Origin of the sequence: Halomonas sp. A40-4 (assembly GCF_015767635.1) — a bacterium.
GTDB lineage: Bacteria > Pseudomonadota > Gammaproteobacteria > Pseudomonadales > Halomonadaceae > Vreelandella > Vreelandella janggokensis.
Genome location: NZ_CP065230.1, coordinates 1,993,085 through 2,017,326, shown reverse-complemented (window position 1 = coordinate 2,017,326; position 24,242 = coordinate 1,993,085). Strand labels below are relative to the sequence as shown.

The 24,242-nt window shown below is 56.4% G+C and carries 23 protein-coding genes and 4 tRNA genes; 12 read left to right on the top strand and 15 right to left on the bottom strand.

The genetic code is table 11. From position 1 onward, the window contains the following. The first annotated feature begins 149 nt into the window (after positions 1 to 149). On the top strand, positions 150 to 1,061 hold the full coding sequence (locus tag IT895_RS09485; protein WP_199285344.1) for a homocysteine S-methyltransferase family protein: 912 nt from the start codon (positions 150 to 152) through the stop codon (positions 1,059 to 1,061). A gap of 121 nt (positions 1,062 to 1,182) precedes the next feature. Here IT895_RS09485 and IT895_RS09480 read toward each other — a convergent pair whose 3' ends face one another. The 3 genes from IT895_RS09480 to ppnN all read right to left on the bottom strand — a co-directional run bounded on the left by IT895_RS09480 (position 1,183) and on the right by ppnN (position 4,366). Next, positions 1,183 to 2,490 carry an MFS transporter gene (locus IT895_RS09480; protein WP_199285343.1) on the bottom strand — a complete coding sequence of 436 codons (1,308 nt, stop codon included), beginning with the start codon at positions 2,488 to 2,490 and terminating at the stop codon, positions 1,183 to 1,185. A gap of 220 nt (positions 2,491 to 2,710) precedes the next feature. Further along, positions 2,711 to 2,911 carry a hypothetical protein gene (locus IT895_RS09475; RefSeq protein ID WP_085918503.1) on the bottom strand — a complete coding sequence of 67 codons (201 nt, stop codon included), beginning with the start codon at positions 2,909 to 2,911 and terminating at the stop codon, positions 2,711 to 2,713. A gap of 72 nt (positions 2,912 to 2,983) precedes the next feature. Further along, complete coding sequence (gene ppnN / locus IT895_RS09470) at positions 2,984 to 4,366, bottom strand: nucleotide 5'-monophosphate nucleosidase PpnN (RefSeq protein WP_085918504.1); 1,383 nt, start codon at positions 4,364 to 4,366, stop codon at positions 2,984 to 2,986. A 128-nt stretch (positions 4,367 to 4,494) separates the two neighbouring features. Here ppnN and IT895_RS09465 point away from each other — a divergent pair, with 128 nt between their 5' ends. Beyond that, on the top strand, positions 4,495 to 5,385 hold the full coding sequence (locus IT895_RS09465) for a LysR family transcriptional regulator (protein ID WP_085918654.1): 891 nt from the start codon (positions 4,495 to 4,497) through the stop codon (positions 5,383 to 5,385). Positions 5,386 to 5,437: 52 nt separating this feature from the next. On the opposite strand, the gene gcvP is transcribed toward IT895_RS09465, so the two are convergent. Next, on the bottom strand, positions 5,438 to 8,335 hold the full coding sequence (gcvP, locus tag IT895_RS09460; protein WP_199285342.1) for an aminomethyl-transferring glycine dehydrogenase: 2,898 nt from the start codon (positions 8,333 to 8,335) through the stop codon (positions 5,438 to 5,440). 78 nt (positions 8,336 to 8,413) lie between these two features. Further along, positions 8,414 to 8,800, bottom strand: coding sequence for a glycine cleavage system protein GcvH (gcvH, locus tag IT895_RS09455; RefSeq protein WP_085918506.1), 387 nt, complete (start codon positions 8,798 to 8,800; stop codon positions 8,414 to 8,416). Positions 8,801 to 9,214: 414 nt separating this feature from the next. Between gcvH and IT895_RS09450 the strand changes: the two genes are divergently transcribed. After that, on the top strand, positions 9,215 to 10,603 hold the full coding sequence (locus IT895_RS09450; RefSeq protein WP_085918507.1) for an alanine/glycine:cation symporter family protein: 1,389 nt from the start codon (positions 9,215 to 9,217) through the stop codon (positions 10,601 to 10,603). Positions 10,604 to 10,697: 94 nt separating this feature from the next. Further along, positions 10,698 to 11,810 (top strand): glycine cleavage system aminomethyltransferase GcvT, encoded by a 1,113-nt coding sequence (gene gcvT, locus IT895_RS09445; protein WP_199285341.1) that lies wholly within the window; start codon positions 10,698 to 10,700, stop codon positions 11,808 to 11,810. A 49-nt stretch (positions 11,811 to 11,859) separates the two neighbouring features. Here the strand turns inward: gcvT and IT895_RS09440 are convergent, their stop codons facing one another. Genes IT895_RS09440 through IT895_RS09430 form a run of 3 tightly spaced genes read right to left on the bottom strand, consistent with a single transcriptional unit; the run spans position 11,860 to position 14,593 of the window. Further along, complete coding sequence (locus IT895_RS09440) at positions 11,860 to 12,732, bottom strand: LysM peptidoglycan-binding domain-containing protein (protein ID WP_199285340.1); 873 nt, start codon at positions 12,730 to 12,732, stop codon at positions 11,860 to 11,862. A 20-nt stretch (positions 12,733 to 12,752) separates the two neighbouring features. Beyond that, positions 12,753 to 13,634: an acyltransferase gene (locus tag IT895_RS09435; RefSeq protein WP_085918510.1), complete on the bottom strand. Its 882-nt coding sequence runs from the start codon at positions 13,632 to 13,634 to the stop codon at positions 12,753 to 12,755. A 44-nt stretch (positions 13,635 to 13,678) separates the two neighbouring features. Then, on the bottom strand, positions 13,679 to 14,593 hold the full coding sequence (locus tag IT895_RS09430; RefSeq protein WP_085918511.1) for a LysR family transcriptional regulator: 915 nt from the start codon (positions 14,591 to 14,593) through the stop codon (positions 13,679 to 13,681). A gap of 185 nt (positions 14,594 to 14,778) precedes the next feature. Here IT895_RS09430 and IT895_RS09425 point away from each other — a divergent pair, with 185 nt between their 5' ends. Both IT895_RS09425 and IT895_RS09420 read left to right on the top strand, forming a co-directional pair. Continuing rightward, positions 14,779 to 15,477 (top strand): CoA transferase subunit A, encoded by a 699-nt coding sequence (locus tag IT895_RS09425; protein ID WP_066320486.1) that lies wholly within the window; start codon positions 14,779 to 14,781, stop codon positions 15,475 to 15,477. Between the two features lie 66 nt (positions 15,478 to 15,543). Beyond that, positions 15,544 to 16,209 carry a CoA transferase subunit B gene (locus IT895_RS09420; RefSeq protein WP_085918512.1) on the top strand — a complete coding sequence of 222 codons (666 nt, stop codon included), beginning with the start codon at positions 15,544 to 15,546 and terminating at the stop codon, positions 16,207 to 16,209. A gap of 50 nt (positions 16,210 to 16,259) precedes the next feature. Here IT895_RS09420 and IT895_RS09415 read toward each other — a convergent pair whose 3' ends face one another. Then, entirely contained in the window at positions 16,260 to 17,027 is a 768-nt protein-coding gene (locus IT895_RS09415; protein WP_199285339.1) for a DUF1338 family protein, read from the bottom strand. Positions 17,028 to 17,140: 113 nt separating this feature from the next. After that, entirely contained in the window at positions 17,141 to 17,416 is a 276-nt protein-coding gene (locus tag IT895_RS09410; RefSeq protein WP_085918514.1) for a GrxA family glutaredoxin, read from the bottom strand. A gap of 194 nt (positions 17,417 to 17,610) precedes the next feature. Between IT895_RS09410 and IT895_RS09405 the strand changes: the two genes are divergently transcribed. Then, positions 17,611 to 18,381, top strand: coding sequence for a 3-hydroxybutyrate dehydrogenase (locus IT895_RS09405; RefSeq protein WP_199285338.1), 771 nt, complete (start codon positions 17,611 to 17,613; stop codon positions 18,379 to 18,381). Between the two features lie 49 nt (positions 18,382 to 18,430). Here IT895_RS09405 and IT895_RS09400 read toward each other — a convergent pair whose 3' ends face one another. The 3 genes from IT895_RS09400 to IT895_RS09390 are packed head-to-tail and all read right to left on the bottom strand — an operon-like array spanning position 18,431 to position 20,702. After that, positions 18,431 to 18,970: a response regulator transcription factor gene (locus IT895_RS09400; protein WP_085918516.1), complete on the bottom strand. Its 540-nt coding sequence runs from the start codon at positions 18,968 to 18,970 to the stop codon at positions 18,431 to 18,433. 41 nt (positions 18,971 to 19,011) lie between these two features. After that, on the bottom strand, positions 19,012 to 20,280 hold the full coding sequence (locus IT895_RS09395) for an ATP-binding protein (protein WP_199285337.1): 1,269 nt from the start codon (positions 20,278 to 20,280) through the stop codon (positions 19,012 to 19,014). 5 nt (positions 20,281 to 20,285) lie between these two features. Continuing rightward, positions 20,286 to 20,702, bottom strand: coding sequence for a hypothetical protein (locus IT895_RS09390; protein WP_085918518.1), 417 nt, complete (start codon positions 20,700 to 20,702; stop codon positions 20,286 to 20,288). A 167-nt stretch (positions 20,703 to 20,869) separates the two neighbouring features. Here IT895_RS09390 and pyrC point away from each other — a divergent pair, with 167 nt between their 5' ends. Beyond that, positions 20,870 to 21,904: a dihydroorotase gene (gene pyrC / locus IT895_RS09385; protein WP_085918519.1), complete on the top strand. Its 1,035-nt coding sequence runs from the start codon at positions 20,870 to 20,872 to the stop codon at positions 21,902 to 21,904. Here the strand turns inward: pyrC and mtnN are convergent. Continuing rightward, positions 21,897 to 22,604: a 5'-methylthioadenosine/S-adenosylhomocysteine nucleosidase gene (mtnN, locus tag IT895_RS09380; RefSeq protein ID WP_085918520.1), complete on the bottom strand. Its 708-nt coding sequence runs from the start codon at positions 22,602 to 22,604 to the stop codon at positions 21,897 to 21,899. The two genes, pyrC and mtnN, sit on opposite strands and share 8 nt — an antisense overlap. 43 nt (positions 22,605 to 22,647) lie before the next feature. Then, entirely contained in the window at positions 22,648 to 23,511 is an 864-nt protein-coding gene (gene folD / locus IT895_RS09375) for a bifunctional methylenetetrahydrofolate dehydrogenase/methenyltetrahydrofolate cyclohydrolase FolD (protein WP_199285336.1), read from the bottom strand. Between the two features lie 203 nt (positions 23,512 to 23,714). On the opposite strand from folD, the gene IT895_RS09370 reads away from it, so the two are divergent. From IT895_RS09370 to IT895_RS09355, 4 genes are all read left to right on the top strand, one after another. Further along, positions 23,715 to 23,791 (top strand) — tRNA-Pro (locus tag IT895_RS09370). Positions 23,792 to 23,878: 87 nt separating this feature from the next. Next, a tRNA-Arg gene (locus IT895_RS09365) sits at positions 23,879 to 23,955 on the top strand. 52 nt (positions 23,956 to 24,007) lie between these two features. Continuing rightward, positions 24,008 to 24,082: transfer RNA gene (locus IT895_RS09360), tRNA-His, on the top strand. A 41-nt stretch (positions 24,083 to 24,123) separates the two neighbouring features. Beyond that, positions 24,124 to 24,198, top strand: a tRNA-His gene (locus IT895_RS09355). The last annotated feature ends 44 nt before the right edge of the window (positions 24,199 to 24,242 follow it).

The window sequence follows — 24,242 nt, the reverse complement described above, 5'->3', positions numbered from 1 at the left end:
TCCGTCTGTATCAGGGACGTCTAGTCATACTGAGTCATTGATACCTCTACCCATCGAAGTTTTGCGCCATGAGAACTTTTATATTGGTATGAGTCACATAGCGGCGGGATACGAAGACTGTGATCGATTTTTTTACTAAGGGAAAACTGATGAATACTGAAAGCAGAAACATAGTGCTGCTGGACGGTGGAATGGGGCAAGAACTCAGGAAACGCAGCAGCCAGCCAGCGTCCCCGCTATGGTCTGCTCAGGTCATGCTCGACGAACCCCATTTGGTCGTTGATGCACATCGTGATTTTATCGCGGCTGGAGCGCAAGTCATCAAGCTTAATAATTACAGTGCCACCCCGATACGTCTGGAACGCGATGGCAGCGCTGCCATGTTCGAGCCTTTGCAGACTGCGGCACTAAATGCCGCCCGGCAGGCGCGAGAAGAGAGCGGGCGTGAGGTTCGTATCGCAGGTTGCCTGCCGCCATTGGTGGCCAGTTATCACGCTGATAGCGTACCCGACGATAGCGTTTGCCAGCGTGATTACCGGCGTCTGGTGAAGCAACAAACAGAGGGGGTCGACCTATTTCTCTGTGAAACCATGTCGCTGATACGTGAGGCGCGAGCAGCGACAATCGCGGCGGTGGAGGCTGAGCGCCCGGTATGGGTGGCATTCACTGTGAACGATCGCGATGGCACCCGCTTGCGCTCTGGCGAACGGCTGTCCGAGGCGGCCAATGAGGTCGCGTCCATTGGCGCGGAGAGAATAGTGGTCAATTGTTCAGTACCTGAAGCCGTTACAACCGCCATGTATGAACTTGCAACCCTCGATGTGCCCTTTGGAGGGTATGCCAACGGCTTTACATCCGTGGCACCACTCCAACCCGGCGGGACCGTAGACGCGCTAATGTCGCGTAGTGATCTTGATCCTGCCGGCTATGCCGAACATGCGCTCGAATGGGTTAGGCTGGGCGCTACGGTGATCGGTGGCTGCTGTGAGGTGGGTCCTGCGCATATTGCGGAGTTAGCCAGGCGGTTGACCGACGAGGGTTACCGTCTGGTGGCATATTGATCGCCTGGTACGTGCTATGAGCAAGCCCGGCGCTTGCCATCTCGAGAAGAGGCCGCAAGCGTAAATGCCCCGGGCGCTTGAAACCCGGGATTGCGCACTGCAATAGCGATCACTGACTGCGTCACTTCGTCGTTTCTTCTGTTTCTGCTTCTTCCTCGTCCCCGACCGGTTCCAGGGGGTTGCCATCCTCGTCAAGAAATTGGTGATCATACGCCGCTTGGAGGCCAGTCTCTTCTGGTTCGACTTCCTGGGGCTGTTCGTCATCGTCAGTCAGGTAGTCGATGTGGCCCGGATAGAGGGGCGAGAGTACCGCCACCAGAATGCCGATCACGCAGAATACGGAAAAAGCGTCGGCATAGCCGAATTTGCCGACCAGCATACCGACCATCGGGGAGCCAGCTGCCTGACCCAAGGCGCAGGCCATAAAGGGTAATACCGGGCCCATCGATGGGCGTCCAGGCAACAGGCGGATGCCGGTCATCAGGTATAAACCTGTCAGGCTCATGTAAGCGAGACCAAACACCAATGCGGAAAACATCGTCAGGGCTAACTGGTCGGGGCTGGCGGCGAGCAGTACAAGGCTTGCCGCCAGCATCATCAGCATTAACGCCTGGGTAATGGGCGGGTTATTGCGGTCGGCTACATCGCTCACCACGGCACCTCCCAGGCCGGCAATCCCGGCGGCGAACCATAGCCAGCCGGTAAAGGCGGGGGGGAGTTCACCAAGCCTGACTACCAGATCCGGAGCGAAGATCCAGTAAGGTGCAGATACAAAACCCATCGCGAAAGCAAACAGCGAAAGCCGGACAAGGCGCGACCACTGCTGTCGAGTCACCGGGGGAGGAGGCGCTGCATTGGCGGGAATGACCCGTGAGACCGAGGGGATAAAAAACCAGGCTGCCACAACCCCGATACCTGCCAGTACGGCAAATGATGTATAAGTAAAACGCCAGGCATCTGCCAGGAACACGACGGTAGGTACCGCCACGATGATACCGATACTGGTACCCGCGTTCATGATGGAGCTGACACGGCCGTGCATCGAACGGCTGACCAATACCTGCATGGCGGAGGTCAGCGCCGGCATCATCAACCCCGTACAGACGCCGCAGGTAAACACCCCAATACCTAGGGATAGAGCGTCTGAAGACCGGCTGATCAGTGCCAGGCCCGCAACACCAAAACACCCTGAGAGCACTGCCAGATTGCGCGCGCCGAGACGGTTGGCGGCAAGTGGCGCCACCATGGTGGCTAGCACGAAACTGACAAAGGGTAATGCGCCGATGATGCCGACGATATACGCTGACAGGTCAAGTTCATTGCTGATGGAAGGGACGAACAAGCCAAACGCGAAGCGCGCAAGCCCGTAGCTGATAGCCACCAGGGCTGCGCCAAAGAAGGCAAACCCCATGTTGGATAAAGTCTTCATATGGCCACCCCACTGTCGCGTTTGGCTTGAATGTCATACGGGTATTTCCATTCTCTCAATGACATCTGTCAGGGGCAATGCAAGACGACCTATTTCATTGGAAGTGATTAAGTCGTTAATCCAACACAATTCCTTTCAGAGTATCTGACGACAAAAACGCCGAGGGACGTTATTCCCAGTCGGCGTTTTTGTATGTGTCGGCAGTCCAGGTCCAGAGGGATTAGCTGGGTGCCTGGTGATCGGCGAGGGCAGCGGTCACGGCTTCTTCCCACTGGCCCGGGGTAATCCCCCAATGCTTCATTTCCGCCTGGTCAGGGCTGCCTTTGGCGGCATCCTCAAGCTCATCCCTGGAGTGTCGTTCAAAACAATGCTTGGCAAACGCCTTGGTTTTGCCGTCACTTAACTGGTTGATCATGTCCATGGTAGTTTGCTCTCCTTGATGACGCGTTAAACACGTCCAGTGTAGTCGTTCAGTGCCTTTTTGCCCGCATGATCACGTCAGCACATAACAGGGGACGTAGGCCTGCCCATCGAGTTTCATGCGGCCCTGTGCCACAAATGAGCTCAGCAGCTCATCCAGGCGCCGCATTAGCTCAGGCTCGGCATTGAGCACATAGGGGCCGTGGGCCTCAATCGCACGAATGCCTTGCTCTTTGACGTTGCCGGCGACGATACCCGAGAACGCCCGGCGAAGATTGGCGGCCAGCTCATGGGTTGGCTGCTGGCGGTGAAGTGCCAGGGCCCGCATGGCATCGTGAGTGGGGTCAAAAGGCGCCTGGAAGTCACGCGCAACCGTCAGGCGCCAGTTATAGTAGAACGCATCCTGGTGAGTACGCCTGAATTCAGTAATCTCATCGACACTCTCGCGCATGAGCCGAGCTACCGCGACGGGGTCACCGGTAATGATGGTATAAAATCGCCGGATGTCCTCGCCCAGGGTATAGACCAGAAATTCATCGATCTTCTCGAAGTAGGCAGCCGAGTCGGCTGGGCCGGTCAATATCAGCGGAAATGGCATATCCTGATTTGAGGGATGCAACAGAATCCCCAACAGATAGAGGATTTCTTCTGCGGTGCCAACGCCGCCGGGGAAGACAATGATGCCGTGCCCCAGGCGGACAAACGCTTCAAGGCGCTTTTCGATATCGGGCATGACAACGAGTTCATTGACAATGGGGTTGGGCGCTTCGGCGGCGATGATGCCTGGTTCCGAAATCCCCAGATAGCGGCCATCACGACGACGCTGCTTGGCGTGGGCGACGTTGGCACCTTTCATCGGGCCTTTCATGGCACCAGGGCCACAGCCTGTGCAAATGTCCAGATCGCGTAGGCCTAGGTGGTAGCCGACGTCCTTGGTATATTCGTACTCTTCCCGTGAAATGGAGTGACCGCCCCAGCACACCACCAGGCTGGGGTCACGGCCAGGTTTGAGCGTGCCTGCCTTTCGCAGGATATGAAACACCGCGTTGGTGGTGCCTTCTGCGGTGGTCAGGTCAAAGCGATCATGACGCTGGATTTCATTGTAGATGTACACAATGTCGCGGATGATCGAAGAGAGGTGTTCCCGAATACCGCGAATCATGCGGCCATCCACAAAGGCTTCGGCGGGCGCATGGGTCAGTTTCAAACGAATGCCGCGATCCTGCTGAAGCACCTCGATGTCAAAGTCTCTATAGGCTTCCAGAATCGCCAGGCTGTCGTCGGTGGGACTGCCGCAGTTAAGTACGGCCAGCGCGCAGCGCCTTAGTAAATCATGCAGGCCGCTCTTGGATGTGCGATGAAGGCGATTGACTTCGTGTTGCGAGAGGACTTCAAGGCTGCCTTCCGGCGAGATAATGCTGGAAATGGTGTCGCGCGATTGAGCGTTTTGGGTCATTAGTGGTGCGGTTCCTGACGGTGTGAGGTCTTTTCTCATACTATCACGCTCCCTGAGCGGGTACACCGCAAGTGCCTGGTAAGCAGTATGATATGATATTCGCCATTGCTAACCCGATGATGCTCAACATGTTTAATGCGCAATATTTTCGAACCTACATCACCTTAGTGGAAACCGGCAGCTTTACGCGCACCGCGCAGCGACTGGATATGACGCAGCCAGGGGTGAGCCAGCACATTCGCAAGTTGGAGCGTTATTTAAATAAGACCTTGCTGGAACGGCGCGGACGGGGTTTTACATTGACCGAGTCGGGGCGTCGCGCTTACGACTATGCGTTAAAACTGTTTGCTGAGCATGAGCAGTTTCGTCATGCGCTGGACGACGATTTACTGGACAGCGGTGAATGTCGTATTGCCTCTCCGGGCAGTGTTGGCCTGATGTTTTATCCTTACATTCTGGGACAGCAGCAACGGCATCCCAATCTAACGGTCAGCTACAGCTTTGCGTTCAATCACGAAATCGTCAATGACTTACTGGAAGGGCGGTACGACATCGGGATCGTCACTGAAGCGGTCAATCATCCCGATCTGGAATGTTACGTATGGCACCAGGAACCCCTGTGTCTGGTCGTGCCAGCGGACTTCGTCGAAGGAACGCTTTCGGACCTGATGGGGATTGGCTTTCTCAACTACTATGATGGCATCAACCACGCCAACGCCCTGTTGCGGGCCAACTATCCCGATGATTACCGTTCGATGACGCATTTTCGCCACCAGGGCTTTACCAATGAAGTCAGCATGGTACTTGACGCCGTCGCCCGGGGGCTGGGTTTTACCGTGGTGTCGCGTCTGGTGCTGGAGACGTCCCCATGGCAGCGGCAGGTAAAGGCGCTTAACCTGCCCAACACGGTCAATGAAGTGTTGTATTTGCTGCGTCGGCGAGATTCCGTGTTGCCCAAGCGTTATGAAAAGCTGCTCAATGGCTTTCATCAGGAACGGATGCAGGAAATAACGCCTTGAGGCCGCCTTTGCCGGCGTCGTCCTCAAGGCGCTTGGCTGATCGACCTGGCCGTTACGCGTCGCGGTATTCGTCGATACTCGGGCAGGAGCAAATCAGCTGACGGTCGCCAAAGACGTTATCCACGCGATTCACCGCCGGCCAATATTTCGACGCCTTGACGGCGGCGGTAGGGAAGGCCCCCAGTTCGCGATCGTAAGGACGTTGCCACTCAGCGTCGATGATATCTTCCTGGGTGTGCGGCGCGTTGACCAGCGGGTTGTTGTCCTGCGGCCACTCGCCTTGCTCGACTCGCGTGATCTCCCCACGAATGGCAATCATCGCATCGCAGAAGCGGTCTATTTCATACAGCGATTCCGACTCGGTTGGCTCGATCATCAGTGTGCCTGGCACGGGGAACGACATGGTAGGCGCGTGGAAGCCGTAATCCATCAGGCGTTTGGCGATATCTTCTTCGCTGATGCCCGAGGCCGTCTTGAGTGGGCGAATGTCGATGATGCATTCATGAGCCACCGTACCGTTCTGGCCGCGATAGAGAATCGGAAAAGCCGCTTCAAGCCGCTTGGCGATATAGTTGGCATTGAGGATGGCCAGCTCAGTTGCTTCACGTAGACCCCGCGCACCCATCATTTTAATGTACGCCCAGGAAATCGGCAGGATGGAGGCACTGCCAAACGCCGCGGCGGATACCGCGCCACACTCTGGATTGACGCCGTTGATGGGCGTGACCACGTGGTTTGAGACGTAGGGAGCCAAGTGGGCTTTGACACCAATGGGCCCCATGCCTGGACCGCCGCCGCCGTGGGGGATGCAGAACGTTTTATGCAGATTCAGGTGTGAAACGTCGCCGCCAAAATCCCCGGGACGGGTTAACCCCACCTGAGCGTTCATGTTGGCGCCGTCGATATACACTTGGCCACCGTTGTCGTGAACGATCTGGCAAGCCTCGCGCACGCTGGTTTCAAATACGCCGTGGGTCGACGGATAAGTGAGCATGATGGCGGAAAGCTGATCCCGGTGCTGTTCTGCCTTGGTACGCAGGTCGTCCAGGTCAATGTTGCCGTTAGCGTCGCACTCGACGACCACCACTTTCATTTGCACCATGGCTGCAGATGCCGGATTGGTACCGTGGGCCGAGCTTGGGATCAGACAGACATTGCGGTGGCCCTCGCCCTGGGCATTCTGGTAACGCCTGATGGCTGCCAGCCCGGCGTATTCGCCTTGGGCACCTGAGTTGGGCTGCATGGAAATATGTTCATAGCCCGTCACCTCAACCAGGAAATCGGCCAGTTCGTCGATCATCTGGTGGTAGCCAGCCGCCTGCTCGCGGGGTGCGAAGGGGTGGATATGGGCGAACGCCGGCCAGGAAACGGGGATCATCTCGCTGGTGGCGTTGAGTTTCATGGTGCACGAGCCGAGGGGAATCATTGCATGGGCAAGCGATAAATCTTTATTTTCCAGCCGCTTCAGATAGCGCAGCATCTCGGTTTCGCTGCGATAGCGCTTAAAGGTGGGGTGGGTCAGAAAATCGCTTTCGCGCTGGTAAGCACTGGGAATGCCGGAAACACGGTCAGTGACAATCTGCTCGTCAAGAGCGGCGACAGAGAGTCCGTGCTCATCACCGAGCAGTACGTCAAGCAGGATGGCCACGTCGTGGGCCGTGGTGGTTTCATCCAGGCTGATACCCACATCGCCGTTGGCGAAATAATGCAGGTTGATGTCGTGGGTCATCGCGCGGCCATGGATTTTGCCTGCATCCACCTGGGTCAGGCGCAGCGTATCGAACCAGGTGTCATGCGCGAGGCGGATACCTGTCTGCTGAAGGCCGTGGGCGAGCAGGGTCGTCAAACGATGCACGCGTCCGGCAATTTTGCGTAGCCCGTCGGCACCGTGGTAAGTGGCGTAAAAACCGGCAATATTGGCCAGTAGCGCCTGGGCAGTACAGATGTTCGACGTGGCTTTCTCACGGCGAATGTGCTGCTCACGGGTTTGCATCGCCATGCGTAACGCCGTGTGGCCGCGGCTGTCTTTGGACACACCAATAATCCGTCCGGGAATGGATCGCTTGAGCTTGTCTGATGTGGCAAAAAAGGCGGCATGAGGCCCACCGAAGCCCATGGGCACCCCAAAGCGCTGAGAGTTACCCACCACAATGTCGACACCCAGCGCGCCCGGCTCTTTAAGCAGAACCAGGCTCAACAGGTCAGTGGCGACACAGGTCATGATCGAGCGTTCAGCGGCGGTGCTGACCAACGATGCCAGGTCACTGATTTCGCCGCTGGCCGTGGGGTACTGGAACAAGGCCCCAAAAACGTCATGCTCGGCAACCGACGCTGCCGGTCCCACGATGAGTTCAAACCCAAAAAAATCGGCGCGGGTTTTCACCACGTCCAGGGTTTGGGCAAACACATCGTCAGCGACAAAAAAGGCATTGGACTTGTTTTTCTTGTTGGCCCGCTTGCACAGCGCCATGGCTTCAGCCGCCGCTGTCGCCTCATCCAGCAGGGAGGCGTTGGCAAGCTCCATGCCGGTTAAATCCATGACCACCTGCTGGAAGTTCAGCAGCCCCTCCAGGCGCCCCTGGGAGATTTCCGGCTGGTAAGGCGTATATGCCGTGTACCAGCCCGGGTTTTCCAGGACATTGCGCTGAATCACCGCAGGCATGTGTGTCCCATAGTAACCCTGGCCAATATAGCTTTTGGCGACCCGGTTTTGACGCGCCAACTGGCTCAGGTAATCGAGGGCTTCAGCTTCGCTTCTGGGGTCGTCGAGCGACAGTTCGCGGCCAAGGCGAATATCGCCGGGGACAGTTTGCTCGATCAGATCTTCCATGCGCTGCATGTCGAGCGCTTTTAGCATGGTGGAGACGTCGTCGGCGTCAGGGCCATTGTGACGTTTGATAAAAGCATCGTGGTCAGCCAGTTCGGCTAATCGGCGAGTTTCAAAAGGCATGGAGAGAATTCCGAACGTGATGAGAAAACCGGGCAGGGGTTGGGGCTGCGCCTGCCAATGCTGGGCAGGCGTTATTGATCAGTCGTCGCTTAACGTCGCTTGATAGGCGTCTGCATCCATCAACTCATCAAGGTTGTCATCGCTTAACCGCACCTTCATGATCCAGCCGCCTTCATAGGGGGCATCGTTGACCGTTTCAGGGGCGTCTTCCAGCGCTTCATTGACGTCGATAACCTCGCCATCAACGGGCGAATAAAGGTCAGAAGCGGCTTTGACCGATTCAATCACACCGAACTCATCGCCTTTGGTCAGCGTGGTGCCGACATCGGGCAGTTCGACAAACACGACATCGCCAAGCGCGGCTTGAGCATGGTCGGTAATGCCAATGGTGACCGTGCCATCTTGATGGTCAAGCACCCACTCGTGGCTCTCAGCGTAACGAAGGTTGGCAGGAAGATTGCTCATGGTGATTCCCTATACGAAACGGATGTGGAGCCGCCATGTTAGCGCTTGTTGGTCACCTTGGCGATGGGCGCTGTTCACGGCGAGCGTTTAGCGAAGCATGGTAACGTGTTTCCAATAGGAAACAAGTTTCCATGCTGCTGCTTTATAGCGACATCCCTACCTATCTAAAACGTCGATGACGATTACGTGGTCATGAATTGTCAATTTAGCGAAATTTACTGCGTTAACTCGACAATGCCATGGCAAGTGACCAAAGTTATGGTGTAAAACATGGCGATCTTACGTCGGGTGCCGCCAGCGATCGGCTCGTGACACAAGAGCGTTTGATGGCCAGAATTAAGCGACGCGTCGTCAAGCGTTACATCTGGCCTACATCGAATAAATCAAATCATGAAAAGGGTAAGGAGGTAGCAGGTGGAAACATTAAACAGTCTCTTCGGAGCCATTAACGGGGTGGTATGGGGCCCGTTGATGCTCATCTTGTTGTTAGGTGTGGGGATCTACCTCCAGCTTGGCCTGAAACTGATGCCCATCAGGAAGCTCGGTATCGGCTTCAAGCTAATGTGGCAGGGACGGGAAGCCAAGGGAGAGAGCGCTGAAAAAGATGGCGAAATTTCCCCCTTTAATGCCCTGATGACGTCGCTGTCGGCGACTATTGGTACCGGTAATATCGCCGGGGTGGCCACCGCGATTGCGTTAGGTGGGCCGGGCGCGGTGTTCTGGATGTGGATCACGGCGCTGGTAGGGATGGCCACAAAATTTGCCGAGGCCCTGCTGGCGGTCCGTTTTCGTGAGACCGACAGCACTGGCTACCATGTCGGCGGACCGATGTTCTACATCAAGAACGGTCTTGGCAAGAAATGGATGTGGCTTGGTGTGTTGTTTGCGTTCTTCGGTGCTGTGGCTGCCTTCGGTATTGGTAACACGGTGCAGTCCAATTCGGTCGCGGATGCCATGGATGCCACCTTCGGCGTGCCGACATGGTTAACCGGGGTGGTGATCATGGTGCTGGCCGGTGCGGTCATTCTCGGCGGCATCAAGCGGATTGCCAAGGTCGCCGGCAAGTTGGTACCCGTCATGGGGATAGCCTACATCGTCGCGGGTATTGTCGTGCTGATTATTAATGCCGGTCAGATCGGTGAAGCCTTCAGCTTGATTTTCTACTATGCCTTCAACCCGGTTGCGGCTGCGGGTGGTTTTGCAGGCGCGGCGGTCATGGCAGCGATTCGCTTTGGTGTGGCTCGGGGGATTTTCTCCAACGAAGCAGGCTTGGGTAGTGCGCCTATTGCCCACGCGGCGGCACAAACCAAGAACCCGGTCCGCCAGGGTCTGATTGCCATGCTGGGAACCTTTATCGATACCATTGTGGTGTGCACCATCACAGCGTTGGTTATCTTGACCTCAACCGTATGGATTGATGGCGAGGAGGGGGCGTCGTTAACGGCACTCTCCTTCGATGCGGCGCTACCCGGGTTCGGCAATCAGATTGTTGCCGTTGCGCTAGCGGTGTTTGCCTTTACCACTATCCTTGGCTGGTCGTTCTACGGCGAAAAATGCTTCCAGTTCCTGTTCGGGACGCGCTCCATCATGCTTTATCGCGTACTCTTCGTTCTAGCGATTCCGCTTGGTGCCATGGCGCAGCTTGGGTTCATCTGGCTGATGGCGGATACCTTCAACGCCATGATGGCGATCCCCAACCTGATTGCACTGGCCCTGCTGTCGCCCGTCGTGTTTAAACTGACCAAAGACTATTTCGATGGCAAAGATGTCTTGCCAGGGGAATCGTTAGACCACGATAACTAATCGTTGCCAGGCGCTCGTGCGCATTTGCAATGCTGATGAAGAGTCGGGAAGGCACTGATGTGGCTTCCCGCTCTTGTTTGTAAAGGAGTGATTGATGACTGAGCTTAAACAGACCCCGTTGCATGCGCTGCATTGCCGACTGGGGGCAAAGATGGTGCCTTTTGCCGGTTACGAGATGCCTGTCCAATATCCGTTGGGCGTTAAAAAGGAGCACGAGCATACACGCCGGCAGTGCGGCTTGTTTGATGTCTCGCATATGGGGCAGGTAGTGGTGTCTGGCGATAACGTCGCCGAGGAATTGGAAACCCTGATTCCTGCCGATCTGGTTGGGTTGGCCGAAGGTGCCCAGCGCTATGGGCTGCTGACCAGCAGCGAAGGCGGAATTCTTGACGACCTGATGGTCGTCAATGCGGGAGATCATTTTTATCTGGTGGTCAATGCTGCCTGCAAGGAACAGGATATCGCCCATCTGCAGGCACATTTAGGTGACCGCCTGACCATAGAACCGCTGGACCGGGGGTTGCTCGCCCTGCAGGGACCCAGTGCGCATCTGGTCATGCAGCGGATTTGCCCGGCAGCCTGCGAGATGGTGTTTATGCAGCACGGTCGCTTTCAAGTGGCCGATCAAGAGGTCTGGATCAGCCGCAGTGGCTACACCGGCGAAGATGGCTTCGAAATATCGGTGGCGGCTGACGCCACCGAGGCTTTCGCTGAACGATTGCTGTCAGAGCCTGAAGTCGAAGCCATCGGCCTCGGTGCCCGTGACTCCTTGCGTCTGGAGGCAGGTCTGTGCCTCTACGGGCACGACATGGATACCATGACCACACCGGTAGAAGCCGGTTTGATCTGGGCGATCAGCAAGCCGCGTCGTCACGGCGGCGATCGCCCTGGCGGCTTTCCCGGTGCGGATTTGATCCTTCACCAGGTCGATACCAAAGACCATACCCGTAAACGCGTGGGGCTGGTGGCCGAGGGGCGCCAGCCGGTGCGTGAAGGCGCAACGCTGTTAACTGAGAATGGCAGTGAGGTGGGGATGGTGACCTCCGGCGGATTCGGGCCCAGTGTGGGTAAGCCAGTGGCAATGGGCTACGTTGCCCGCGACCTTGAAGCACCGGGCACGACCGTTTATGCCGAAGTGCGCGGTAAACGGTTACCCATGACCGTCACAAAAACACCGTTTGTCACTGCCAACTATTATCGTGGTTAGGCGTGGTGGTGAAACCGCCCCCGCCCTGGCTGTAGCCGCGGGGCCGGTTTTATTTCAGCACTTGCCGAGGGTCAATCGGTTTTCCACCCTGGCGTAAATCAAACAACAAATCATGACGACCCGTGGCCCGGCTTTTGCCTACCTGGCAAAGCGGGTCGCCTACGGCTACCTGCTGACCTTCCTCGACAGTTAACTGCTCACACAGGGCATAGACGCTTTGCAGGTTATCTGCATGGTGAACAATCACCACCTTCTCAAGCTGTCGCATACTGCCTGCAAAGCGGACCTCGCCCTTGGCGACTGCCTTTACGCTGGCATTGGCCTGGGTGGCCAGCAGCATGGGCTGAAGCGTGCCACGGCTATCAGGGCCATAGCGGCGAACAACCCGGTAATCGTCCAGTGGCCAGGGCCAGCGTTTGGCCGATGCCGGGAGTGATGAACTGCTTGCGCTGGACGTTTGCGCGGCCGGTTTGCTGGTGCTTGACGGTGTCGAGCTGGCGGTCGAGGTGCTAGCGCTCGAACCGACGGGAATATTGATCATTTGGCCAACGCGCAATTCGGTCGCCGAGCTGCCCGCGTTGGCACTTTGTAGCCGCGACGAGGTGGTGCCGAAATGGCGAGCAAGGCTGGAAAAAGTATCGCCCGGGCGGATTTGGTAGCGGTATGGTCCACTTGCCGGCGCGCGTTCCTGCTGCGTAGGAATCAGCACGCGTTGACCAACGGCCAGGTGGCGAGCTTTTACGCCTGGATTGAAGCGCTGTAGCCTTTCGAGTGGCACGTTGGCGCGTTTGGCTAACTGGCCCAGCGTATCACCACGTTTGATTGCCACCCAGCTACCGCTGATCTGGGTCATCGCCGGGGCAGCGACTCGCTGCGGGGCAGAGGGCGTGCCGGCGCAGCCCACCATTATGCTGGCGACCATGATAGCCCCGAGCCACTTGCTCAAGCGTGATCGATCTGACCATCCAGTTGACAGTCTTTTTCCTGCCAAAGTGCATTGATCCATGTGTGGAAATGTTCCTTGTGCTGCGATTCGGCGTGATAGTCAGCGGTCAACATCCATGCAGGCACTTCAAGGATGCGTGCTTTCAGGGTGATCGGTGCTTCCTGTCCACAGAGAAAGCCCCAAAATGTGGGATTTGGATTGGTATAGCTCAACGTGACGTCAAGGATGCCGTCGAGCTTGTCGCCAAGCAAGTTGAGGACTTGAGCAACCCCGCCCGCCTTGGGGCGAAGCAGATGGCGGTAGGGGCTCTGTTGCAAGGCATGTTTATGCGGCGTAAAGCGAGTGCCTTCAACAAAGTTGTAGATAGCAATGGGCGACTGGCGGGCGCGAGCGCACATGCGTTCTGTCGCCTCTCGGTCCAGCTTTGCCAGGGCGGGATTCCGGGCGATTTGCTCTCGGGTAATGCGACGCATGATAGGGAAATCGAGCGCCCAAAAGGCAAGACCCACAATCGGTATCCACAATAACTGCCGTTTTACAAAGAAACGCGGCATGGGAATGCGCCGATGCAGAACCAACAACAGCATAAAGATATCGGTCCAGCTACGATGATTGGAAATCACCAACCACCACTGATCCGGACGCAGGTTATCGGGGACAGATGCATCAAGCCGAGGCTGTATCCAGTGCCGCATCCACCACAGGTTAACGCCTATCCAGTTCATGGTGACGTGACCAATGCCTGCTTGTACTGCCTTTAGAACGCGACCCTTGGGGGTTATTACTTTGAGCAGCGACAGCGCTGTCAGGGGGATTCCCCAAAAAAGCGTGTTGAGGGCTAGCAAGGCAACGCTAACCACCCCTTTTAACATCGGCATACCGCGTTTCCTTACTGGTGCGTAATGTTGAATGCTAAAGGATATTAACCAGCCTGCCCAGCCTCATGCTCGGGTAAGTAAGGCGCCTGAACGGTTTCCAGCAATACCGTACGCAATGCATGTGCAGCGACTGATAGCTCCTGTTGCGTCAGTATCCCCACGCGACAGGCAACGCTTGGCGAGGTCAGGGGAAGGTATCGAGCGCCCAGCGCCTGCATTTGCGGAATGCACATTGATGGCACTGCGCTGACGCCCAGGCCTTCTGCCACCATTCGGCCGACGGTCGATAATTGATGACTTTCGAAGGCGACCGGTAAATCCATTTGCTGTCGGGAAAGAGCCTGTTCCAGCAGTCGGCGGACCATTGAGGGTCGTTGCAAGGTGATGAAATCTTCGCCTAGCAAGTCCGCCCATGACAGTGAGGCTCGCTTACTCAACCGTGAGCCTTTGGAAACAACCGCGACAAAATGATCCTCGAACAGAGGCGTGAATGTCAGGCTGCCGGTGCCTTCTGGTGCAAACGCAATGCCCATTTCCACCTGGCGCGAACGGACCATGTCGTTAACATCTTCGTTGATGACATCGTGCACGGTCACATTGATTTTGGGGTATTGTTGACGGAATCTAACCAATGCCCCGGGGAGCAGGTTGCAGGCAAAAGCAGGCATGGCCGCGACGCTGAGGCGGCCCAGTTGCAAAGTGAAGCGTTGACGCAGGCGTTCTTCCGTATTGTCCCACTGGGCGAGCAAATGCTTGGCCAGCGGCAGCAGCGACTCGCCCTCGGGGGTTAAGCGGACACTGCGAGTGCTGCGTAGCAATAGTTTGCCGCCCAGAGCATCTTCGAGCCCTTTTATGGCTAGACTAAGGGCAGGCTGGGACAAATGTAACCGTTCGCAGGCCTGAGTAAAGCTCAGGGTCTGGGCAACGGCCAGGAAGGCGCGCAACTGTTTGACGGTCATGGTCGGCTCTTTATAAGTTATGCAAATAAATTGATAAGAAAAACAAACTTAACAAATATATTGTCTGGCACAACACTGCAACCAGAAGCCTGCGTCGCGATAGCCGTCACACCTTGGATCTCGTGGGCTCAGCGACATTGGTGTATCACTGACAACCGTCATCGACAACAAGGCGAGGTATAACAATGGCAGGATTCGATAAGCGTGTTGCTTCCTACGAAGAAGCGATGGAAGGCATTGAAAGCGGCATGACCGTATTGGCCGGTGGTTTCGGCCTGTGCGGCATTCCCGAAAATCTGATTGCTGAAATAAAGCGACGTGGCGTCAAGGACCTGACCGTTGTATCGAACAACTGTGGCGTTGACGGTTTTGGCCTCGGCCTGTTGCTCGAAGACCGTCAGATACGCAAGATTCTGGCGTCTTATGTAGGCGAGAATGCGCTGTTCGAGCAGCAAATGCTCAATGACGAGATCGAAGTGGTGCTAACCCCTCAGGGGACGCTCGCGGAAAAGATGCGCGCAGGCGGAGCCGGTATCCCGGCGTTTTATACCGCCACCGGCTATGGCACTCCCATTGGCGAAGGCAAGGAAGTCCGTGAATTCAATGGTCGTCCGCATATTCTGGAAGAGGCCATAACCGGTGAATTTGCCATTGTGAAGGGCTGGAAAGCCGACCGTTACGGTAATGTCATGTACCGCCATACGGCGCAGAACTTTAATCCCATGGTCGCAACGGCGGGCAGGATTACTGTCGTTGAAGTCGAAGAGATCGTTGAGCCCGGCGAACTGGAGCCCAGTCAGATCCATACACCGGGCATCTATGTAGACCGAATCATTCAGGGCACGTTTGAGAAGCGCATCGAAAAACGCACGGTTCACAGTTAAGAGTGCAGCGCTATCGAACGACCCGGTTGTTTTGGCTTTTAATCGATTCACTATGAGGAACTGATCATGGCACTGACACGTGAACAAATGGCTCAGCGTGTGGCGCGGGAACTGGAAGACGGCTTTTACGTTAATTTGGGAATCGGCATTCCGACCCTGGTGGCTAACTATATCCCCGAGGATATGGACGTAATGCTTCAGTCGGAAAATGGTTTGCTGGGCATGGGGCGTTATCCCACCGAAGAAGAAGTTGATCCCGACATGATCAACGCCGGCAAGCAAACCGTTACGGCAAGACCGGGCGCGGCGATTTTTTCATCGGCAGAGTCGTTCGCGATGATTCGCGGCGGCCACGTGGATCTGACGGTACTGGGGGCGTTTGAGGTCGATCAGAATGGCAATATTGCCTCCTGGATGATTCCCGGCAAGCTGATCAAGGGGATGGGGGGCGCCATGGATCTGGTAGCTGGTGCGGAAAATATCATTTGCACCATGACTCATGCGTCAAAACACGGGGAGTCCAAATTGCTCGAAAAATGCAATCTGCCATTGACCGGCGCAGGCTGTATTAACCGTGTATTGACGGACCTGGCATACCTTGAAATCAAGGACGGCACTTTCATTCTGAAAGAGCGTGCGCCGGGCGTGAGCGTTGAAGAAATCGTCGAAAAGACTGCAGGCAAGCTGGTGGTACCCGACCACGTCCCCGAAATGACATTTGCCCAAGGCTAGTCGGCCCCCGAGTGCCTGACGCAAGTCAAGGCGTAAGCGTCGCCTGGCGCTTACGCTATCTCGCAGCGGGCATGAACAGGCAGCAATAGCTCGGCTATCCGTTCGTGATTGCTTTCCAGGTGCCTCTGAACTATGGCCAGACCGCCCAGACAGAGACGATGTTCGTCACCCTGGTCGAATATCATTTTTTGCGGGGTGGCGGGGTAAAAACGATGGACAAGCAGGTTGGAAACGCTGAATACCCCATTTTGCTGATCTACCATGTGGGTCAGGCCGCTTTGTAATAGTTGCCGGTCAATGGCTTCCATTGAGCTGCCAAGCTGTTCGCAGTCAAAGCCGACATGGTGCAGCCTGGGCCCCATAACGGCTAACCAGGCGGCGAGCGGGTGTTCATCGTGTAGCTTCTGATAAAGTGCCCAGGCAGGCATTGGCCAGGGGCGACCTCTACACAGCAGGTTTTGGCCTTTGCTGTCTTGCGGGTGCGTTTGCTGGACGAGGCCCAGCAGCGCTTCACGTAGCGATTTTGACAGGGTGCCCGTCTGTAATTCGACAAGAACCAGGCAGCTTCCACCCTCCGCTGGCGCCAAGAGATGGATGAGCAGTCCCTTGTCGGCCATCGCATAATGCCCGATGTGGCGATAACCCATATGGGCAAGCGAAGGCGATAGCGCTTGGGCGGAAAAACCGCCATGGTTGAGCGTCACCAGGGTGAGGTAATCCGCTGGCGTGGAAAGGGGCCAGAGGCGGAGTGCCCCGATATCAGGGTGAGTATGGATATAATCCAGCCACAACTGCTGGATGAACTCCTCGCGATGCATACTGCCTTCCTTGCCAAGGTATCGGACCATTAACGTCTAGGTTGCTATCAAGTCAGTATAGGCAAGTGACAGGTGAACGGTTCAACGCAGCTAAACGGCAGGCTAACGCTGACTCAGGCAGTCGACGAGGTGCTCAGTAGCTGGTGGTCGCGCACAAACTGGTCGAATTCGGTAAAGCCACCGACATGCTGCTGATCGACAAAAACCTGGGGAACGGTATGAATCGGCTTGCCGGCGGTTTTGGCAATATCGTCTTTGCTGACACCCTCAGACGGCATGTCGACGTAGCGATAGCCTTCAATGTTCCCCGCTTGTTCCAGCTGCTCAGCAAGCTGCTTGGCGCGGACACAAAACGGGCAGGACAAGCGTCCAAAAATGACCACAAACATACATGACTCCTTTGCTGGTGATAGAACGACAGAACATTGTGAATCAACCCGCCAGTGTTATCCAATAGGGGAACGCTAAAAAGGTTATTGAGTCACGTTATCATCTGCGTCTTTTCGAAGAGGCGCAGTGAAGCGGTAAGCAATCAACTAGACTGAACCCAGCAAGCCCACTCACTTAATCAACAGGATTTGCCATGACGACGACAGCAGTGACCCCCCGTGTTGCCTTGGTTACCGGCACCAGCAGCGGTATTGGCGAAGCAGTGGTCAAACACTTTTGCGAATTGGGCCACCAGGTATTGGCGGTCGATTTCAACCCTGAGGGTAAAAAGATCGCCGAGGCGGCAGGGGCTGCGTTCTACCAGGCAGATTTGACCGACCCGGAGGCCTGTCGCGGTGCCGTTGCGGAGGCGGTCAAACGCTTTGGCGGCGTGGATATCCTGGTTAACAATGCCGGGATTCAGCATGTGGCGGCGATTGAAGACTTTCCCGAAGCGAAATGGCGTCACATTATCGACCTGATGCTGACAGCCCCTTTCCTGCTGACCCAGGCAGCCTGGCCGCACATGCGTGAAAAGGGCTGGGGCCGGATCGTCAATATTGCGTCTATTCATGCCCAGGTGGCCTCGCCGGGGAAAGCCGCTTATATCAGTGCCAAGCACGGCATGATCGGGCTCACCAAGACGGCTGCGCTGGAAGGTGGTGAGCAGGGGATTACGGCTAATGCGATATGCCCGGCCTACGTGAAAACCCCTCTGGTCGATAATCAGATTGCGGATCAGGCCAAGCTGCATGGCATGGGCGAGCAGGAAGTGATTGAAAATATCATGCTCAAGAATGCCGCTGTGAAACGCCTGATCGAACCCGCTGAAGTAGCGCAGCTGGTTGCCTATATGGCCTCCGACGCTGCAGGGGCGGTGACCGGAGCGAGTTGGAATATCGACCTTGGCTGGACCGCCCATTAGTCCGTCTTAAACCGCCTCCGTTGCCATGCAAGCGGAGGCAGATAAACGGTTAGCGACGTACAGGGCGCTTTTGCAATTTGCGCTGTAGCGTTCGGCGGTGCATGCCGAGCGCCCTGGCAGTGGCCGAGATATTGCCATCGTGCTCCTGCAAGACCTTTTGGATGTGTTCCCAGGTAATGCGATTGATGGAAGGTGGGCTATCAGCAACTTCAATGTTGGGATCACCTTCGGAGCGGTCGAACGCGTTCAGTACATCGTCAGCGTCAACCGGTTTGCATAAATAATTGACGGCCCCGAGCTTGATGGCTTCCACGGCGGTCGCAATACTCGAGTAGCCGGTCAAGACGACCACATGGCAGTGCGGCACGACTGCCAGCAGGTCGGGCAATAACTTGAGCCCCGAGGAATTTTCCAGCTTCAAGTCGAGGGTGGCCATGGTGGGGGCATGTTGGGCCGCAAGTGCCAGGGCCTGGTCCGCATCATGTGCCACGACGACCTCAAAGCCTCGCCGGGTGAGGGAGCGGCTTAGCACATGGCAAAACATCTCGTCGTCGTCGACAATCAATAACCGCTGGTTGGGTGTTTGCATGATGACCTCAATTAATCACTAAAACGAGAGCGCCACATAGCCTAGTCAGCGTCTGCACGGGGTAGCGTGACCTCGGTTAACGTACCGCCTTCGGGATGGTTGTAAAGACTGACGCCCCCGCCAAAGCGATTGATCGTGGCGTGGGTCAAGAATAAACCAATGCCCATTCCCTTGCTTTTTGTGGAAATGAACGTATCGCCCAACTGATCGGCGATCGACATGGCAACGCCTGGGCCGTGGTCACGAATATCGATGACGACGCGGTCAGAGTGCCAGTCCAGCCCGATGGCGATGTCTTCAGGATTGGCGTCCGCAGCGTTATTGAGCAGATTGGTCAGCGCCTGATCAAGGGTGGCGTCAACCGCCAGCCAGGGTCGCCCACGGCGGCTGGCGATGTCCAATTGGTGGCTGACATCGGGCCGCAATACCAGCCAGCGTTGGACAACACCGCCCAGCCAGGTTTCGGCGTCGAGCACTTCCGGTTCTGCCATGCGCCGCCGGTCCGCCTGGTTGACGAGATGCTGCAGGCGCGATTTGCAAATATCCACCTGCTGACGCAGTAATTCGATATCTTCCTGACGCTCCGGGTGGTCCTTGGCTTCTTCCTGCATATCCTTGAGCAGTACGGCCATGGTGGATAGTGGCGTGCCCAGTTCATGCGCGGTGCCCGCCGCCTGGGTGGCAACGGCCAACACTTGTTCGTTGCGTAACGCCGCTTCACGGGTGCGCGAAAGGGCCTGGTCGCGACGTCTCAAGGCATGGGCCATTTTATAGATGAAGAAAGTGACGAGCCCCGCTGACATGCCGAAATTCACCCACATGCCCAGTACGTGGAGACTAAGCGGGCTGCCGCTGTTGATATGGCCCAGTTGGGGGATCGGATGGTAGTCAATCATCAAGAAGCTATAGGCGGCCATGGCACAGCCGGCAATGATCCACGCATGACGCCAGGGCAGGGTCGCGGCCGCAATGGTAATGGGTACCAGGTAATAGGTGATGAAGGGATTGGTGGAGCCCCCGGAAAAATAGAACAGCAGCGTCAAGCCCACTATATCAGCAAGCAGATGCAGCAAATACTCAAGATGCCGGACCGCACGCGGCCGACCCAGCCGCCACCAGGTGGCAATGTTGAGCAGTCCCATTGCCAGGACAACGCTGACCACCTCAGGAACGGGTAGTTCGAACGAGAGGAATTTGACGCCCACGATGATGGCGATTAAAAAACCCGTCCAGGTGATGCCTCGTACAATGGTCAATCGGACCAGATTACGGTTTGGGGTCGATAACGGCAGCGGGAGCTCGGTTGGCATCTTGCTCACCTGGCGGTGGATTTAAAGCGATGGATCAGGAATTTAATAAACAGTGTCATGACGTAGGTTAACCATCCCGCCGTGGCAACAATATTGAATACCAGCATCTTGGGCGGCAGCCAGGCGCTGCCCAGCAGGCCCTCAATCATGATGTGGAAAAACATCGCAATAAGCACCGGCAGCGCCAGCAAGTGAATCCACATATCGGTCCGCCGTTTGCGCACATGATAGCGTCGCAGCAGGTAGCGAAGCGGCCGGTGTGCCCAGCTGAAAAATGCCAGGGTGGCGACGATCAGCAACATGGTGACTGTCGCTTCGGTGCTGCCGTAATACGTTGAAAACGACACCGACCACGCTAGCGCGAGCCACAGCAAGCCTTCGAGGCTGGCAATAATGTCGGCATTTCGCCGGACCTTCTGCATAACGTGTATCCTTTGACCAACCAGTGATAATTATCATACGCCACATCGGTTTAGCTGTGGGTGAATTGCACTCGATTCAACCTGATGGTGTATCCGGTATACTGCTGCTTGAGGCGCAGGGCGCCCATTTCATTGACTGCGATAACTGACGACGTACAGGATCTTCCGTGGACGCTATTACTTTGACCCGGCCAGACGACTGGCACCTCCACCTGCGCGATGGCGAAGCGCTGAAAGCGGTTGTGGGCCACACCGCGGCCCAAATGGGGCGCGCAATCATTATGCCGAACTTGACGCCGCCGATCACCACGACCGAGCAAGCTATCGCTTACCGTGAGCGGATTCTGGATGCATTGCCTGCCGGTAGCCGCTTTGAACCGCTCATGACATTGTATTTGACAGATACCACTCCGCCGGAAGAGATTGAACGGGCAGCAAGAAGCGGTATTGTCAACGCCGTCAAGCTTTACCCGGCAGGGGCGACCACCAACTCCGCCTCAGGGGTGACAGATCTGACCCGCTGCGATGCTACCATTGCCGCGCTTGCCGATGCAGGCATGCCGTTGTTGATGCATGGCGAGGTCACCGACCCAGATATTGATATTTTTGATCGCGAGGCGGTGTTTATCGAGCGCGTGCTGACGCCGCTTTTAGCGCGCCACCCAACGCTGAAAGTGGTGTTCGAACATATCACGACACAACAAGCCGCCGAGTTCGTTGCCCAGGCACCCGATACCGTGGCCGCGACGATTACCGCGCATCACCTGTTGTTCAATCGCAATAAAATGCTGGTCGGGGGGATTCGGCCGCACTATTACTGCCTGCCCATTCTCAAGCGCGAAAGGCACCGTCAGGCCCTATTGAAAGCGGCGACCAGTGGCAGCGGGAAGTTCTTTCTGGGCACCGACAGCGCTCCCCATGCGCAAACCGCCAAAGAGTCCAGCTGTGGTTGTGCGGGCGCTTACACGGCCTCCACGGCGATAGAGCTTTATGCGACGGCGTTTGACGAAGTCGGGGCGCTGTCGGCGCTGGAGGGGTTTGCCAGCCTCAACGGACCGCGCTTTTACGGGCTGCCGCCCAATGGCGATACGATTACCTTGTCGCGGAGCCCGCAAAGCGTCCCCGCCAGCTACCCCTATGCCGATGGCGAGGCGATTATTCCGCTGCTGGCGGGGGAGACGCTCGACTGGTCAATCAGCTAGCGCCTAAAGTGAGGAGCATCTGGTCGACCATGCGCGAGGAATGGTCGGCAGCCACATCCAGGAATTGCTCAAAGGACAGGTGGTTATCGCCACTGCCGGGAATATCGGATAGCGCGCGGATAACCACGAACGGGCATTGGTAAAGGTGGCATGTCTGGGCAATAGCGGCGGCTTCCATTTCCACCGCCAGCATGCTGGGGAACAAGGCGCGTGTGGCATCGACTCTGGCCGGGTCGGCCATGAAGGCATCGCCAGTGGCGATCAAGCCTTCACGCACGTTGACCTCGCCGAGTGTCTTGATGGCTCCCTGAGCCACTTTGCGGAGCGCTTTATCGGCCAGATAAGCCGCGGGCATGCCGGGGACCTGGCCCATTTCGTAGCCGAATACCACCGCGTCTACGTCATGGTGGCGAACTTCGTCGGAAATGATGATATCGCCGATTTTCAGGTCGCTGGCGAACCCACCGGCTGAGCCGGTGTTGATCACCGCGTCAGGTTGATGGCGCTCTAAAAGTAGCGCAGTGCCCACCGCGGCGTTCACTTTGCCAATACCCGATTGAAGGATTGTCACATCGAGGCCATGGCGTGTGCCGCGATGAAAGATAAACCCAGCGTGTTCATAACGCTCCGGGTTTTCGAGCTGGGACGCCAGGATCCTGACTTCCTGGGCCATGGCGCCGATGATGCCGATACGCTTCACTATGTTGTTTTCCTATCCATCAGAAGAAGATAAACAGCCACGATTAGCTGTCAGATTGGTCGTGCTGTTCAGCGGCCGCCAGGGTGTTTTCCAGTAGCGTGGCAACGGTCATCGGTCCCACGCCGCCGGGGACGGGGGTGATCAAGCTGGCGCGTTCGGCCGCAGCGGTGAAACCGACATCCCCTTTCAGCTTGCCGTTTTCCTGGCGATTGATACCCACATCAATCACCACAGCACCGGGTTTTATCCAATCGCCTTGGACAATGCCGGGTTTGCCGACGGCGACCACTACAAGGTCGGCACGCCGGACATGTGCTTCCAGATCCCTGGTAAACCGGTGACATACCGTGGTGGTGGCGCCAGCGAGCATAAGTTCCAGCGCCATGGGTCGGCCGACAATGTTAGAGGCGCCGACGACAGTGGCATCGAGACCGCGGACCTTGACGCCACTCTGCTCAAGCAGCGTCATGATGCCTTTCGGGGTGCAGGGACGAAGGGCAGGCATGCGCTGGGCAAGACGGCCAATATTGAAGGGGTGAAAACCATCGACGTCCTTGTCGGGGCGAATTCGTTCGAGTATCGGTTCGGCGTCAAGCGATTCAGGCAAGGGCAGTTGGACAAGGATGCCGTCGACGGCAGGGTCGTCATTTAACTGGTCAACCAGTGCTTCAAGTGTCTGTTGGGAAGTATGGCTGGGCAGGGCGTGCTGAAAGGAAAAAATGCCTGCCTGTTCACAGGCGCGGTGTTTATTGTTGACATAGACCTGTGAAGCGGGGTCATCTCCTACCACCACAACCGCAAGTCCGGGTGCTCGTTTACCCGCCTGCTGGCGGGCAGCTACCTGTTGAGCAACATGCTGACGGACATTGGCGGCGATCGCTTTGCCATCGATGAGTTGGGCGGTCATGTAAAGAAATCCCCGTAGAGGTTGAAGGGCGAACAAAAACACGAGTGTTAATCAAAGGTCTGACATCGCTAATTTTCGCATGATGGGGCAGTCAGGCAAAGTGCCACGGTAAGTTGTCATGTTGATGGTTGACTTTAAAATTAAAAACAGTAATATATGCCTCGCTTGAGACGGGCCAGGCGGCAGCGTTTAGGCAATGAAATCGGGGTGTAGCGCAGTCTGGTAGCGCGCCTGCTTTGGGAGCAGGATGTCGGGGGTTCGAATCCCTCCACCCCGACCACGTCTAACGCGAAAGGTAGTTTTGCTTTTCCAGGCGATGGTTGTGGTCAAGTGCTCATCAATGTCTTTGTCTACAGATATTACATGTGCGCTCATAGCTCAACCGGATAGAGCAACGGCCTTCTAAGCCGTAGGTTGCAGGTTCGAATCCTGCTGGGCGCGCCATTTGTACCAGTAGCGATCAGCCTTGATGTCTCGTCAGTTGCAGTTGTCAATGGTGGATGTAGCTCAGTGGTAGAGCCCCGGATTGTGGCTCCGGTGGTCGTGGGTTCGATCCCCATCATCCACCCCAGTGACAGCACAGCAAGCAGCAATTCCCTTCTACAGGTTATGGTGGATGTAGCTCAGTGGTAGAGCCCCGGATTGTGGCTCCGGTGGTCGTGGGTTCGATCCCCATCATCCACCCCATTAACCTCTTTTCTGTTATTTCTCTGTTATAACTCCTCAGTTAA

Bases quoted from the DNA above. Each gene is read 5' to 3' on its own strand.
- IT895_RS09465 (WP_085918654.1), top strand. From the start codon at position 4,495: ATGTTTAATGCGCAATATTTTCGAACCTACATCACCTTAGTGGAAACC.
- IT895_RS09425 (WP_066320486.1), top strand. From the start codon at position 14,779: ATGGCAGGATTCGATAAGCGTGTTGCTTCCTACGAAGAAGCGATGGAA.
- folD (WP_199285336.1), bottom strand. From the start codon at position 23,511: ATGACCGCCCAACTCATCGATGGCAAAGCGATCGCCGCCAATGTCCGT.
- gcvH (WP_085918506.1), bottom strand. From the start codon at position 8,800: ATGAGCAATCTTCCTGCCAACCTTCGTTACGCTGAGAGCCACGAGTGG.
- IT895_RS09420 (WP_085918512.1), top strand. From the start codon at position 15,544: ATGGCACTGACACGTGAACAAATGGCTCAGCGTGTGGCGCGGGAACTG.
- IT895_RS09400 (WP_085918516.1), bottom strand. From the start codon at position 18,970: ATGCAAACACCCAACCAGCGGTTATTGATTGTCGACGACGACGAGATG.
- IT895_RS09475 (WP_085918503.1), bottom strand. From the start codon at position 2,911: ATGGACATGATCAACCAGTTAAGTGACGGCAAAACCAAGGCGTTTGCC.
- IT895_RS09440 (WP_199285340.1), bottom strand. From the start codon at position 12,732: ATGGTCGCCAGCATAATGGTGGGCTGCGCCGGCACGCCCTCTGCCCCG.
- IT895_RS09415 (WP_199285339.1), bottom strand. From the start codon at position 17,027: ATGCATCGCGAGGAGTTCATCCAGCAGTTGTGGCTGGATTATATCCAT.
- gcvT (WP_199285341.1), top strand. From the start codon at position 10,698: ATGACTGAGCTTAAACAGACCCCGTTGCATGCGCTGCATTGCCGACTG.
- IT895_RS09480 (WP_199285343.1), bottom strand. From the start codon at position 2,490: ATGAAGACTTTATCCAACATGGGGTTTGCCTTCTTTGGCGCAGCCCTG.
- IT895_RS09390 (WP_085918518.1), bottom strand. From the start codon at position 20,702: ATGCAGAAGGTCCGGCGAAATGCCGACATTATTGCCAGCCTCGAAGGC.
- ppnN (WP_085918504.1), bottom strand. From the start codon at position 4,366: ATGACCCAAAACGCTCAATCGCGCGACACCATTTCCAGCATTATCTCG.
- IT895_RS09430 (WP_085918511.1), bottom strand. From the start codon at position 14,593: ATGACCGTCAAACAGTTGCGCGCCTTCCTGGCCGTTGCCCAGACCCTG.
- IT895_RS09435 (WP_085918510.1), bottom strand. From the start codon at position 13,634: ATGCCGATGTTAAAAGGGGTGGTTAGCGTTGCCTTGCTAGCCCTCAAC.
- IT895_RS09395 (WP_199285337.1), bottom strand. From the start codon at position 20,280: ATGCCAACCGAGCTCCCGCTGCCGTTATCGACCCCAAACCGTAATCTG.
- IT895_RS09405 (WP_199285338.1), top strand. From the start codon at position 17,611: ATGACGACGACAGCAGTGACCCCCCGTGTTGCCTTGGTTACCGGCACC.
- IT895_RS09485 (WP_199285344.1), top strand. From the start codon at position 150: ATGAATACTGAAAGCAGAAACATAGTGCTGCTGGACGGTGGAATGGGG.
- gcvP (WP_199285342.1), bottom strand. From the start codon at position 8,335: ATGCCTTTTGAAACTCGCCGATTAGCCGAACTGGCTGACCACGATGCT.
- IT895_RS09410 (WP_085918514.1), bottom strand. From the start codon at position 17,416: ATGTTTGTGGTCATTTTTGGACGCTTGTCCTGCCCGTTTTGTGTCCGC.